Consider the following 13,315-nt stretch of genomic DNA (forward strand, 5'->3'; position numbering starts at 1 on the left):
TCCGACGCCTTCATGCCGCCATGGAAATGCACGTGCACTTGCTTGCCTAGCCCTTGGCGGGCTCAGGTATGAGGCGGCTGTATTTGTTCAGTGAGCCACTGCAGGACTAGACTGGCGCCAGCCCAGTCTCTACGCCGGTCAACCAATGCCTCTCCCTCCGCCAGATACCGCCGAACAGACAACGTTGACCCGCGAAGTGGTGCTGCGTTACCACATGGCGTGGAAACGCCGCGATTTGGAGGCGATTCTGGCGATGTATCACCCGCAAGTGCAGTACAACGATTTCTTCCAGAACCGCAGCATGGGCCTGGCCGAGTTGCGCGCTTACATCACCAGCACGTTGCCGCGTCATCCCGATGAGTATCTTGAACACAACGACCGCATCCGTGCAGATGGCTGTACCGCATTCATCCAGTACCAGACAGCGCTGAAAGGCAGTGGCGAGCGGGTGGTTTTTCGCACCAGTGAAGCCATCACGGTATGTGATGGCCTGATCCTTCGTATAAACGAATATGCCTCACTGGTGCGCGACAGCGAGCCCCAGACTGGGCGCCACGCGCCCGCCATCAGTAAACTGGGTCTCTCGGCGCGTCAGCTGACGTTCATGGCGCGAGACTTGGCCGACTATTTTACGCGCCAGCAGCCCTTCCTCGACCCGGATCTGGACCTCGCACGGATTGCCAGCGCCACCGGGTACAGTCGCAATCAGCTGTCTTACCTGCTGAATCAAGTGCTGGGGCAAAGCTTCTATCGCTACGTGACCCAAGCCCGGTTGGCCTACCTGCTTGAGCGCCTCGTCAATCACGGTGAAAACGCGCCCATCGATGCCCTTGCGGCGAGTGCCGGATTCAACTCCACCTCGGCGTTCTACAAGGCCTTCCGCAGTCACACCGGTTGCACACCCAAGGCGTGGTTGAAAGCCAATTGCGCGCGTGCCCGCAGATAACACAGCCCCCGTCACAGCGCATTAATCTCTGTCGGCAATCAACCGATGGAGCATGGGATGTCTGGCTGGGGTGGTGTGAGTTTGTGGATGGAGCAACTCGGCGAGGCGCTGACGCCGCGCCCGGCGTTGCATCAGGATCTGCAAGCAGACGTTGTGATTATCGGCGCCGGTTACAGTGGCCTCTGGGCGGCCTATTACCTTAAACAGCAAGCACCGCACCTGAACATCGTCATCGTTGAAGCACAGATTGCCGGCTTCGGCGCCTCCGGTCGCAATGGCGGCTGGTTGATGGGCAACCTGCTGGGCGAAGACCGGCTCCTGGGCCCACTACCTGCCGCGCAACGTCACGCAGGCTACCAACTGCTGCATGCAATCCCCGACGAGGTGGCGCGCGTGTGCCACCTCGAAGGCATCGATTGCGAACTGCGCAAAGGCGGCGTGCTGTACTGCGCGGCGCGTTATCCCGAGCAAGAACGGCGCCTGCGCGAACAGCTCGATGCAGTCCGCGGGCAAGGCCTGGGTGAAGACGACTACCGCTGGTTGAGCCCCCGGGCCTTGCGTGAACAGTTAAATGTGGCCCAGGCGTACGGCGCCCTGTACTCACCTCACTGCGCGACCATCCAGCCTGCACGGTTGGTACGGGGTCTGGCCGAAGCCGTCGAACGGATGGGTGTACGCATTTACGAGCAAAGCCCAGTGCTCGACTGGAAGCCAGGCCTGGTCCGAACCGAGCACGGTCGGGTGAGCGCCGATTGGGTGGTGCCGGCGGTAGAAGGTTATGCCAGTACCCTGCCCCCGTTGAACAAGCATCAACTGGCCGCGCAAAGCCTGATCGTTGCGACTGAGCCGCTCCCGGCCGATGTATGGGCCGAAATCGGCCTGACCCGTGGCCAGGCGTTCAGCGAAAACAGCCGACAAGTCACCTACGGTCAGCGCAGCCGAGACGATCGCCTGGTGTTTGGCGCCCGCGGTGGTTATCGCTTTGGCGGTCGCCTGCGCAGTGACTTCAACCTCACTCAGGCCGAACGAGCATTGCGGCAACACCTGTTTAGTGAACTCTTTCCGATCTTGCGCAATGTGCGCCTGACCCATGCCTGGGGCGGCAATCTGGGGGTTGCCCGGTCCTTTCACCCGCACATGCTCGCCGACCGTCGCCAGCGGATCGCCCTGGCGGGTGGCTACGGAGGTGAAGGTGTAGGCGCCAGCAATCTGGGCGGCCGAACCGTGGCAGCGTTGATTCTTGGCCAGGACAACGAACTGACTCGCCAGCCCTGGGTGCTGGATGACCGTCCCCTGGCCTCGTTGCCACGATGGGAGCCCGAGCCTCTGCGCTGGCTGGGTTACAACGCCATTATCCAGAGCTTCGTTCACGAGGATCAGGTATTGGCCAACCTCCATGCGCCACGCTGGCGTCGCCGAATGGCTGAAGGGCTGGCCGGTTGCATGGAACGTCTGATGAAGTCCAAGGAGCCGTTTGCATGAAGATCGATCATTTTCGCGACACCGCCCGTTTGCCGCTCGGTGAGCCTGGCGCTGTTGGTGTACCGCTGGGCGAGCCGCTTTCACAGGTTGCCACGGCATGCGTCGAGCGCGACGACGGCGTCGAGGCCGGCGTGTGGGAATGCACCCCCGGCCGCTGGCGGCGCCAGATTGTGCAACAGGAGTTCTGCCATTTCATTCAGGGGCGTTGCACCTTCACCCCGGACGGTGGTGAGGCCCTACATATCCAGGCCGGCGACGCGTTGATGTTCCCTGCGAACACGGCGGGAATCTGGGATGTACAAGAAACCGTTCGCAAGAGCTACGTACTGATTTTCTGAACTGCCTTCATCCATAACGCCTAGAACAAAGGTTGAGGTCTCGCATGTTGAAGTCGATCTTTCCGTTACTGTTGATCGCGTCTACCGCTCAGGCAGCAGACACCGTCAGGATCTACAACTGGAGCAGCTACATCGCTCCAGATACCCTGCAAAACTTTACCACCCAGACCGGGCACCAGACCCAATATGACCTGTACGACAGCAACGAGGTGCTCGACGCCAAACTGATGGCCGGCCATTCAGGCTATGACGTGGTGTTTCCGTCCAACCACTTCATGGCCCGGCAGATCACGGCCGGCGCACTCAAACCGCTGGACCGCAGCAAGCTCCCGAACTGGCACAACCTCAACCCGACGCTGATGAAGGTTCTGGAGGCCAATGACCCTGGTAACCGCTACGGTTTTCCCTACCTGTGGGGCAGCACCGGCATCGGCTACAACGTGGCCAAGGTCAAGGCGGTCCTGGGCGATGTACCGATAGACTCGTGGGACATTGTGTTCAAGCCGGAAAACATGAAGAAACTCGCCCGATGCGGCGTGGCGATGCTCGACAATGGTCCCGAGATCCTTCCCATCGCCTTGAACTACCTTGGCCTGCCGCATCACAGCAAGGACAAGGCCGACTACGAGAAGGCGCAGGCCTTGCTACTCAAGGTGCGCCCCTATGTGAGTTACTTCCACAACTCCAAGTACACCAGTGACCTTGCGACGGGTGACGTGTGTCTGGTCGTAGGATTTTCCGGCGATGTGATGCAGGCCGCAGCGCGAGCCAATGAGGCCGGGAATGGCCAGCAGATCGCCTACGCCATCCCCAAGGAAGGCTCACCGATGTGGTTCGACATGGTCGCCATGCCCGCCGATGCGCCGAATGAAGGCGCCGGCTACGAATTTCTCAACTACCTGCTGGACCCCAGGGTCATGGCTGGCATCAGCAATCATGTGCACTATGCCAACGGCAACACTGCCGCCGAGGGGCTGGTCGACAAGGCCATCCGCAACGACCCGATGGTGTACCCGCCTGACAGCGTGATGAAAAAACTCTTTGTACTGGAGGCAATGCCATTAGAGAACGACCGGCTGCGCACACGGGTCTGGAGCCGGATTAAAAGCGGGCAATGAAACCTGTCGCCGATGAAGCAGACACCCGGATCATCGGCGACATCTCCCGGGTCTCATCAGCCCTCTCGCGCATCGGGCAGGCGCAAGCGATCTATTTCGTCAAAGAGATTACAAAAGACGTCCACCAGGAAAGGATCGAACTGGGTACCGGCTTGATCAGTGATGAAACGCCTTGAGCACTCGACATCCCAAGCCTGCTTATAGGCTCGAGGCATTCTTATGGCGTCATACACATCGCATATCGACACAATCCTTGCCGATAACGGGATTTCCTTGCCCCGCAATCCCTTTGGATAGCCGGTGCCATCCCAACGCTCATGATGCGACAGGGCAATTTCCGCTGCCAGGTCCGTCAACGGCGAACCCTCTGGGTCATGCAGGATTTCATAACCAATGCGGGCATGCTCCTGCATGATCACCCGCTCCTGCGGCGTCAATGCTCCAGGCTTTTGCAGAATGGCATCTACAATGCCAATTTTTCCAACGTCGTGCATCGGTGCAGCCATCCTCATGAGGTCACACCATTGAGCGGGCATGCCGATAGCCTTGGCCAACAAAGCCGCGGACTCGCCAATACGGATAATATGCTGCCCCGTGTCGTCATCACGATAGCTGGCTGCTCGACTCAAGCTGCTGCTGATCGCCTTGTAGCTGGAAGCCAGCTGGGCCGTGCGCAGCTCCACTTTGCGCTCGAGTTCAGCATTGACGTCGCGCAGCAGCTTGGCCGCCTGCGCCAGCTCCAGGCAATTACGCACCCTGAGCAACACTTCAGGAAGATCAATGGGTTTGGAGATGAAGTCGTTGGCGCCCCTTTCCAATCCTTTGCGCCTGTTCTGCTGATCACTCAAGGCCGTCACGATGATGACCGGTGACTCCGTGCGGTCACGTGTATTGAGGCGATCAAGGATCTCGAAGCCGTCGGGTGCGGGCATGTCCAGGTCCAACAACAGCAGGTCCCAGGCGTTCGCAAGCAACCAGTCCAGTCCTTTGGCAGAGTCGCTGAATGTGGTGATGTTCTGCAGGCCCACGGCTCGCAAGCATGAATCCAGAAGCCGGAGATTGGTGGCCACATCGTCGATAATGACGATCCTGCTTTGCGAATTTACTTTGGCAAACATACATCCGCCCTCCCCGTGGCGAGCGTCAAGACCAGACTACGAATACTCTGCCTCTCCAATGGAGAAGCGACGATGGCCTGGCATTCAAGGTGGCCAACCGAAGCGTGATCGACGGCCGCACGGACCACGATGATCGACATTGCAGTCGTTGGGATACTCGTGCGCAAGCCGCTGAAAAAAGTGTTCAGCACGGGTACAGGGTCGGTAGTGGCGACGATCAATACGCTGACCGCCGTGGCATCAAGCACGAGACTGGCATCGGCCAAGGTATTGACCCGATCCAACTCAAAATCGCCGATCAACGCCTCTCGAACCACGTCACCATCCTGAGGGTCGTTACTCACCAACAGGACGCGTGGCAAGGCTATCGTCGACACTTTGGACGCGTTCCCCGGCACAGGAAGCGCCGCCGAGCACATGTCGATCCAGAAAGTCGTCCCCCCTTCGACGTCGCTTTCGAAGCCCATGGTGCCGTGCATCAGGAGCGCCAGGTCTCGGCACAACACCAAGCCAATGCCAGTTCCCGGGATGGACGAGTTCTCTTTTCCCAAACGCTGGAAGGGCCTGAAAAGCTCGCCCTGCAAAGCCGGGGAAATGCCCATCCCGGTATCTGTCACATAAAGACGAAGCCTGGCTCCGTCCTCGACAACCGAAGCCCCCAGAGTGACGTCTCCACCGGGCCGGTTGTACTTGATTGCATTGGATAACAGATTGATCAGGACCTGCTTGAGGCGGCGCTTATCCGCCCAGACATGCCATGTATCCAGAGGAGCATTGATGTGCAAGGTCTGGCCATGCGCTGCGACTTGCTGCTGGACCAGGTCAGCGCAGCTGGATAACAGGCTTGCCACGTGTACGGGCTTGAGATCGAGCAGGGGTTTCTCGGCCTGCAAGCTGGAGAGATCAAGCAGATCGTCCACCAACTGCATGAGGTGCTCACTGGCTTTGATGATCTCCTGCAGGTTGGCCGTCTCTTCCAATGCCGGGGCAGGCGACTGCATGAGCCCCAACTGGGCAAACCCGTAGATCGCATTCAATGGCGTCCGCAGCTCATGGCTCATGCTGGAGATGAATTTGGACTTGGCGGTACTGGCGGCCTCTGCCTCCAGGGTTTTCTCCCGCAGATCCAACTGGGTCTGCTTGAGTGTCGTGATGTCGACACACGCCACGACCACGACACTGGAATCCTCCAGCCGGGAGGATTCCAGCGTACGGCCCCGGCAAAGGATCCAGATCAGCTTTCCATGCACGTCCCTGATCCGGAACTCCACTTCCGGCGCCACGCTTGCACTGCCCCTGGCCTCTTCCAGGAACTGGGTGAAGGTTTGCCGATCCTCAATGGGAATGCTCTGCAGCAATGTCGCCATGGGCACTTCATTGGCGGCAAAACCGAAGCGCTGGCACAGGGCACCCTTGAGAATAAAACGCTGCCGTTTCGGGTAGTACTCCCAGAGCCCTTCGGCAAAACTCTCCATGACCAACTCCAGACGTTGCTGTGTGGAGCTGCGAATGAACTCGGCCTGGGCCAGCTGCCTGCCCATCCCCAGTGCCTGGTTGGACATTGACCACAGTTCGGTGATATCGGAAGGACTTGCCGCTGGTTGCCAGTTACCCCGGCCGATCTCTCGCATCATGCGTGAGACCCCTTGCACCGGTGTGCTCAACTGGCGACTGAGGTCACGCGTACGCCACCACATGAAGGCAAAGAACAAGGCATAGAACACCACCAGCCCCGCGATCAACAAGTACCCCACATCGCGGTAATGACTGGCCAGCAGATTGGTTTCCTGCATGGCCGCGGCTTCGTCCACTACCGCCAACAAGAGCCAGCCGGTGGTGGGGATCCCACTCCAGGCGACCAGATGAGGCCGTCCATTCAACGTCAGCGCAACGATGCCCTCTGGATGGCCCGGCAAGTTCTTATTGAGACTGGCGAGGTCCGGATAACGAGTGAGGTTCAAATCCGGCGATTGCAAGCGCTCGTGATCGACAGGCTCTCCAGCGGGCTGGTTCTCGGCGGCTCGCAGGGAAAAATCACGTTGCCCCGCCTTGGGCACGGCCATGATATCGAGCTTATTGTTGACCAGCATCAGGTAGCCACCCCAAGGCATCTTCAACTGCTCGATTTGCTTCAAGATCCCGTCGACCGTTACATCGACCCCGGCTACGCCCTCCAGGAAGTCGCCGCTGTAGACCGGCGCAATGGCAGACATCATCCACCCCTGGCCGGCGGGATCCAGGTAGACATCCGTCCAGACTACTTTTTTATCAGGATTATGTTTTGCATCGGCCAAGTAGTAGAAGTTGTATTGGGTGATGTCCATATCATGTGGGTACTGCTCAAGCGTATTAAACCAGGGATAAATCCGGTTATAGCTGTCCCACGTATTGAAATAGATGCTGGCAATCAGAGGATCCCCGTCCTTCAACTGCTTCATCATGAAGTCCTGGTTCGCCAGCAGCGATATCTTGTAGAGGTCCTGCTTTTGCAGCGGGGTGACATTCGAATAATACGAGGCGGACGCCCCGTCGTTCGCTGCGCTGTAGCGGACACCATCGGCACTTACTGCAAGCGATGCCGCCACGGGAGGCTGGTTTTCGGTGAGTTCATGCTCAGTGGACTTGGCATAAAGACTGATCGCTTTGTGAACCTGCTCCAATTGTCCTTGCACCAACAGCGCATTCTGCTGAACCGATACCTGTATGTCGCGAGTTGCACTTTGATGCAGGTGCTCGATCTGGGAATTTCGAATGGACTGGTTCGTGATGAAGTAAGTGGTGATCAGCACGCCTTCTACCAAGACGAGCGGCAACAGGCTGGTACTGGCAAATGCCCGCCAGATCCATCTGCGCAAACTGACCCTCTTCTTTGAAGCTGCTTGCATAGGCACGCTCGTTGCGCTGGCCACACGCTCGATATCACAATGACATCATTGTGGTCTCATCCTTGATATCTGTCCAAGGGAACCCTGCTCCTTTCGTCCGCGGACAAAAAACCGTGAGCAGCCTTATGACCATAGTCGAACACTGGATTTTGCTCTCAAGACTTTAAGCTATGCTCAAGAGCGGGTTACCAGAGGATGGACGAATGGATTCAGCCATTGCGGTAGCAACACCGGACACGCAGGGTGCGGATGACGTGGGTGTCTTGTTGCTGGATGCCCAGGGGGCCCTGCTCATTATGGACGACTGCGCCAGCGGATTGCTGGGGCTAAGCGAGACCGCCGCATTCCTGGTTCCCTTGCCTTCCCTGTTTTCCCTCAAGCCGCTGATGTTTGAACAGCACATCACCCATGCCCGACTCAAGGGTAGCTGGCATTTCCAGGGCATGTCGGCCGGTGGCGACACGCTGAGTGTGAAGCTCGACTACAAAGCGCAACAATCCACCTACCTGGTAAAGATCCACCGCGCCGAACACATCCATCTTGCCGAACAGGATTATCGCTTGGCGTTCGACTCCGCCGGCACGGGCCTGGCCTTGTTGCGGATGAGCGGTGAATGGATCGCGGCCAATCGAATGCTGTGCCAGATGCTTGGCTACACCGAAGAAGAACTTCGCGCCACCTCTTTCCAGCGTTTGACGCATCCGGACGACGCCGACCTCAATAAGGAAGAATTGCACAGGCTCATCCAGGGACACCGCGCAAGCCTGACACTGGAAAAACGCTACATCCGTAAGGACGGCAGCACGCTGTGGGCACGCCTGACCGTGGGCATCGCCCGTAACGCTGATGCTGAAGCACTTTACTTCGTATCGCAGCTGGAAGACATCAGTGAACATCTCGCCTTGCGCCAGGCATTGTTCAATAACGAACAGAAGTACCTCTCACTGGCCAAAAGCTCACAAAACATCATCCTTCGCTACAACCGGCTAGGACAACAGATCTATGCCAATCCAGAGCTTGAACGCGCCCGAGGTTTTCCCAACACTCATATCACCGAACGCGCCTCGACGCCCAATCAGCTCGACGAGTACTTTCGCACGCAGGTGGAACTCACGTTATCAACCGGCGTAGCGAACACGTTTCTGCTGGAAAACAAGGACTCGCATTCACGTCGTTCCATGGATTTCCTGTGCAACCTGACCCCGGAGCATGACGAAACAGGCAAGCTGTGCGGGGTGCTGGTCACCGCCCAGGATATCAGTGCGTTGCGCCGGCAGGAGCGCGCCGAGAATGCGCGCTCGGCCATTTTCCAGAAGATGGTCACCCACGACTCTCTCCTGGAGGTGCTGCCCCTGCTCGGCGCCTACCTGGATATTCTGACACCCGAGTTTCACAACGCCATGGCGTTCAAGGCTATCCCTGGCGACGACTCCCCTGGCGCGCCGCCTACGGATACGCCCTCGATTGCAACCTGCCTGGCCGAAGATCTCGATCGACATCCCGAGCTGTTCGAACACCATCGTTTCATCGCCGATTTGAGAAGCGATGCCTCGGGCTTCGCTTTCAGCCAGCCCGCCTTGCAGGCAGGCTACCGGGGTTGCTGGGTAGAACCGGTGATCAATAAGACCGGCGTCACGCTGGGCGCCATCCTGTTGTTCGTCGGTGACGACACCCCACTGAGCGAGCAGGACCGCAAGCATGCGCAAATGGCCAGTCATATCGCTGCCATCGCCTGGGAACGCTGCTCAGCCCACAGCCACCTGGCCCAAAGCGAACGTCGTTACCGCGAAGTCTTCGACCATTCACAAGACATGCTTTGCCTGCTCGCGGTGGATGCCGACCAGCAACTCAGTTGCCTGGAGGCCAATCCGAAGCTGTGCGAGATGCTCGCCAAGAGCCATTCGGACATGATCGGCCAACCGTTGGGCCAATGCTTGGAGCAAGAAGCCGCAAGTATTGTCGAGGCTATCTGTCTGCACTGCATTGCCGTGGGCGCGCCCATCGAACTGGATGCGCATCTGCCTTGCGGTCAGCGCTCACTCGTTGTGCATTTCAATCTGGTGCCCGTCGCCGATTCAAATGGGCACTTGCATCGCCTGGTATGCATTGCTCGCAACATCACCGATATCCGGGAAGCGCAGCGCAACGAACTGGCCCGGCAGCAGGAAATCGGCACACTGGTTGAGAACTCTCCAGATGGTATTGCACGCCTGAGTCGAACGGGTGAACTGTTGTTCATCAATCCGGCGCTGGAAACCTGGTTGGATCGCCCGCAAATCGACTTGCTGCACAAGGACCTGCTCGAAATTCTGCCGAAAAACCTGCAGAGCCAATTGTTCCATGCAGCCGTCATCGAAGCCGTGGAAAAGGGCCAGCCCCTGGAGCATGAGTATGTGCTCACCGAGCAGCATCGACTGCAACGCGTCTATCACATCAGCCTCGTTCCCGAGCAGGACATCCAGGGGAAAATTGCCACCGTGCTGGCGGTCGTTCGCGATATATCACAGCTGCGCCTGGCCGAACTGCGCCTGGCATCGCTCAACAAGCAACTGCGCCAATTGATGTCCAGCCGCGAAAGTGCGCGGGAAGAGGAACGCAAGCTGATCGCCCAGGAGATCCACGATGAGCTCGGGCAACATCTGACCGCAATCCGCATGGGCACTTCGCTGCTGCGCTTCCAGTACGGCGAACAACTGCCCCAGCTCAGTGAACAAGTCGCACGCCTGCTGCAACTGATCGACCAGACGGTGCAGGTGGTGAGAAATATTTCCACCAGCCTGCGCCCTTCCATCCTCAACATGGGTATCGCCGCGTCCCTGGAATGGCTGACCGACACCTTCAAGCAGCAATGGGGCATCGACTGCAACCTGCAGATTCATCCGCCGACAATTCGCCTGGACGATGCCAGCGCAACCGCCGCATTTAGAATCGCCCAGGAGTCGCTGACCAACATTGCCCGGCACGCCGAAGCCACCCGGGTCAATATCACGTTTGAGCAAGGCGACAATGGCTGGTCGCTGGAAATCGCCGACAACGGCAAAGGCTTCGAGCAACGTGAACAATCGTCCAGGACCCTCGGCTTGCTGGGCATGCGCGAACGGGGCCTGACTTTGGGAGGGACCACCACCATCTCCAGCAGCATCGGCAGCGGTACTACCGTTCAATTGCGCGTACCTGTCTCAAGGAGTCACGACTCATGATCCGTTTAATGGTGGCCGACGATCACACGATCATGCGCGAAGGCCTCAAGCAATTGTTCGCGCTGGTAAAGGATATCGCCGTAGTGGCGGAGGCGGAAAATGGTGCCCAGGTCCTGGAGTTGCTGCGCCACACAGACATCGACGTGCTACTGCTCGACATGACCATGCCCGGTTCAAGTGGCGAGGATCTGATCGGCCGTATCCACGCCCATTACCCCAAGCTGCCGATGCTCATCTTGAGCATGCACAATGAAGCCCACATCGCCCAACGTGCGCTACGCGCCGGCGCCTCGGGCTACATGACCAAGGACCGCGACCCGGAAGCGCTGCTGGCAGCGATCCGCAAGGTGAGCACCGGCGCGCGCTATCTCGATCCACAACTGGCCGAGCAGATCGCCCTTCAGAGCAGCGGCGTAACGCCCGAAAACGCTTCGCAGAGCCTGACCTCGCGTGAATTCCAGATCCTGCGCATGCTGGCTCAAGGGCTGAGCGTCAACCAAATCGCCGAACAACTGGTGATCAGCAATAAAACCGTCAGCACCCACAAGACTCGGCTGATGGAGAAGATGTGCTTTGCCACCAGCACAGACCTGGTGCGCTACGCCTTGAACGAAGGACTGGTCTGAAACGACGGCACGATCTCAGGGCTGATGTCCGCGAACGCCAAGGATGGCCGAAGCAATCTGCTCCAGTGGCAACTCGCGCTCGACCGCGCCCAGCTTGAAGGCCTCGCGTGGCATGCCATACACCACACAAGAGTCTTCATCCTGCCCCAGGGTCCTGGCGCCGGCATCGCGCATTTCCTTGAGGCCACGAGCACCATCATCGCCCATGCCCGTCATGATGATTCCAAGGGCATTGCTGCCGGCGCTGCGTGCGACCGAACGGAACAGGACATCCACCGAGGGTCGATGTCGGCTGACGGGAGGTCCCTGGACAATATCCACCTGGTACTGGGCACCGCTGCGCTTGACCAGCATATGGGTGCCACCCGGTGCGATCAGCGCCCGCCCGGGAATGATGCGATCACCCTGTACCGCCTCGCGAACCTCGATTTCGCAAACGTGATTGAGGCGCTCGGCGAATGCGGCGGTAAATTTCTCTGGCATGTGCTGCACCACGACAATGCCCGGACACACCCGCGGCAATCCTTGGAGTACCTGTTCCAGGGCCTGGGTGCCGCCGGTGGAAGTACCGATGGCAACGATACTTTCAGTCGTGCGCACCATGGCCACGGACGCAGGGGGCAGAATCGAGTCGGCACTGAGCCGGGGCGGTACGTCGACAGGCGCCCGGGCGCCCGCTACCCGCCGCAGGTTGGCCTTTGCCGCGGCCCTGACGGCCTGGATCAGATCGTCCGCACTTTCGGTCAGGAACTGTCGAAGGTTGGATTGCGGCTTGGTGACGATACTGACGGCACCAGCCGCCAGTGCCTGCAAGGTGGTCTTGGCGCCCTTCTCGGTCAGCGTCGAACAGATCACCACCGGCGTAGGCTTCTGCGCCATCAGTTTTTTCAGGAAGGTAATGCCGTCCATTCGTGGCATCTCGACGTCCAACACGATGACGTCAGGCCATTGCCTGCTCATCTTCTCCATGGCGTACACCGGATCGGCGGCGACGTCGATAACCTGGATTCCACTGGCCTGGTTCAGGGCTGCACTCAGCACCTGGCGCACCACGGCGGAATCATCCACGATCAAGACCTTGATATCCGTCATATGGCTTTACTCTTGGGCGACTCGAATACTTTGCGTACCGAGTCGGCATGATTGAGTTGAAGGCATCCAGTGCCTACATCGAACACCAGGTGGCGATACCCCTGGCCACCGACGTGATAGGCCCGGCACTGCAACCCATGGTCCTGGATCAGGCTCCTGGCGGCATTGACGTTCTGTTGGCCGATCCCGGTAGCGTCACCGCGATACACCCCGGGAAACATGTCAGCCCCGCCAAAAAGACTCACTTCAAACTGCTCGGGCCGAGCGCCCGCCTGATGAATGCACTCGAACAACAGCAACAACGCATCCGTCGCGTAACGACCGTTCAGGTGTCCCGCGCCGCGCCCGCCCCGACGAGGCAACATGAAATGACACATGCCGCCCAACAAGCGTTGCGGATGCCAAAACACCAGGGCGACACAAGACCCCAGCACGGTACATAAGCGCATTTGGCGTCCTCCGAACGCCACATCACCGGGCTGCAGGAAATATTCGGTCACCTGAACCATC

The 13,315-nt window shown here is 58.9% G+C and carries 10 protein-coding genes; 6 read left to right on the top strand and 4 right to left on the bottom strand.

From position 1 onward, the window contains the following. The first annotated feature begins 145 nt into the window (after positions 1–145). Genes BM300_RS01740 through BM300_RS01755 form a run of 4 tightly spaced genes read left to right on the top strand, consistent with a single transcriptional unit; the run spans position 146 to position 3,884 of the window. Positions 146–946, top strand: a complete 801-nt coding sequence (locus tag BM300_RS01740) for a helix-turn-helix domain-containing protein (protein ID WP_092142288.1) — start codon at positions 146–148, stop codon at positions 944–946. A gap of 57 nt (positions 947–1,003) precedes the next feature. Next, positions 1,004–2,428: an NAD(P)/FAD-dependent oxidoreductase gene (locus BM300_RS01745; protein ID WP_092461827.1), complete on the top strand. Its 1,425-nt coding sequence runs from the start codon at positions 1,004–1,006 to the stop codon at positions 2,426–2,428. After that, on the top strand, positions 2,425–2,766 hold the full coding sequence (locus BM300_RS01750; protein ID WP_092142294.1) for a cupin domain-containing protein: 342 nt from the start codon (positions 2,425–2,427) through the stop codon (positions 2,764–2,766). The genes BM300_RS01745 and BM300_RS01750 overlap by 4 nt, the downstream gene beginning before the upstream one ends. A 44-nt stretch (positions 2,767–2,810) precedes the next feature. Continuing rightward, positions 2,811–3,884, top strand: a complete 1,074-nt coding sequence (locus tag BM300_RS01755) for a polyamine ABC transporter substrate-binding protein (protein ID WP_092221699.1) — start codon at positions 2,811–2,813, stop codon at positions 3,882–3,884. A 56-nt stretch (positions 3,885–3,940) separates the two neighbouring features. Here BM300_RS01755 and BM300_RS01760 read toward each other — a convergent pair whose 3' ends face one another. Both BM300_RS01760 and BM300_RS01765 read right to left on the bottom strand, forming a co-directional pair. Next, a complete protein-coding gene (locus BM300_RS01760; protein WP_092142299.1) occupies positions 3,941–5,002 on the bottom strand; it encodes an HD-GYP domain-containing protein in 1,062 nt (353 codons plus the stop codon). Further along, entirely contained in the window at positions 4,987–7,887 is a 2,901-nt protein-coding gene (locus tag BM300_RS01765; protein ID WP_092461829.1) for a sensor histidine kinase, read from the bottom strand. Before BM300_RS01765 ends, BM300_RS01760 begins: the two co-directional genes overlap by 16 nt. 203 nt (positions 7,888–8,090) lie before the next feature. Here BM300_RS01765 and BM300_RS01770 point away from each other — a divergent pair, with 203 nt between their 5' ends. Beyond that, on the top strand, positions 8,091–11,087 hold the full coding sequence (locus BM300_RS01770) for a sensor histidine kinase (RefSeq protein ID WP_256572642.1): 2,997 nt from the start codon (positions 8,091–8,093) through the stop codon (positions 11,085–11,087). Continuing rightward, positions 11,084–11,713 (top strand): response regulator, encoded by a 630-nt coding sequence (locus BM300_RS01775; RefSeq protein WP_092142311.1) that lies wholly within the window; start codon positions 11,084–11,086, stop codon positions 11,711–11,713. Before BM300_RS01770 ends, BM300_RS01775 begins: the two co-directional genes overlap by 4 nt. Before the next feature lie 15 nt (positions 11,714–11,728). Here BM300_RS01775 and BM300_RS01780 read toward each other — a convergent pair whose 3' ends face one another. After that, the gene (locus BM300_RS01780; protein WP_092142314.1) at positions 11,729–12,805 is read right to left on the bottom strand and encodes a protein-glutamate methylesterase/protein-glutamine glutaminase; all 1,077 of its coding nucleotides are present in this window, start codon (positions 12,803–12,805) and stop codon (positions 11,729–11,731) included. Next, positions 12,802–13,254: a chemotaxis protein CheD gene (locus BM300_RS01785; protein WP_086936772.1), complete on the bottom strand. Its 453-nt coding sequence runs from the start codon at positions 13,252–13,254 to the stop codon at positions 12,802–12,804. The genes BM300_RS01780 and BM300_RS01785 overlap by 4 nt, the downstream gene beginning before the upstream one ends. Positions 13,255–13,315 lie beyond the last annotated feature (61 nt).

It is taken from the genome of Pseudomonas sp. NFACC46-3 (genome assembly GCF_900114515.1).
Taxonomy (GTDB): domain Bacteria; phylum Pseudomonadota; class Gammaproteobacteria; order Pseudomonadales; family Pseudomonadaceae; genus Aquipseudomonas; species Aquipseudomonas fluorescens_Q.

Excerpts from the sequence above, each read along its gene's own strand:
- BM300_RS01740 (WP_092142288.1), top strand. The coding sequence starts at position 146 with ATGCCTCTCCCTCCGCCAGATACCGCCGAACAGACAACGTTGACCCGC.
- BM300_RS01745 (WP_092461827.1), top strand. The coding sequence starts at position 1,004 with ATGTCTGGCTGGGGTGGTGTGAGTTTGTGGATGGAGCAACTCGGCGAG.
- BM300_RS01750 (WP_092142294.1), top strand. The coding sequence starts at position 2,425 with ATGAAGATCGATCATTTTCGCGACACCGCCCGTTTGCCGCTCGGTGAG.
- BM300_RS01755 (WP_092221699.1), top strand. The coding sequence starts at position 2,811 with ATGTTGAAGTCGATCTTTCCGTTACTGTTGATCGCGTCTACCGCTCAG.
- BM300_RS01760 (WP_092142299.1), bottom strand. The coding sequence starts at position 5,002 with ATGTTTGCCAAAGTAAATTCGCAAAGCAGGATCGTCATTATCGACGAT.
- BM300_RS01765 (WP_092461829.1), bottom strand. The coding sequence starts at position 7,887 with ATGCAAGCAGCTTCAAAGAAGAGGGTCAGTTTGCGCAGATGGATCTGG.
- BM300_RS01770 (WP_256572642.1), top strand. The coding sequence starts at position 8,091 with ATGGATTCAGCCATTGCGGTAGCAACACCGGACACGCAGGGTGCGGAT.
- BM300_RS01775 (WP_092142311.1), top strand. The coding sequence starts at position 11,084 with ATGATCCGTTTAATGGTGGCCGACGATCACACGATCATGCGCGAAGGC.
- BM300_RS01780 (WP_092142314.1), bottom strand. The coding sequence starts at position 12,805 with ATGACGGATATCAAGGTCTTGATCGTGGATGATTCCGCCGTGGTGCGC.
- BM300_RS01785 (WP_086936772.1), bottom strand. The coding sequence starts at position 13,254 with ATGCGCTTATGTACCGTGCTGGGGTCTTGTGTCGCCCTGGTGTTTTGG.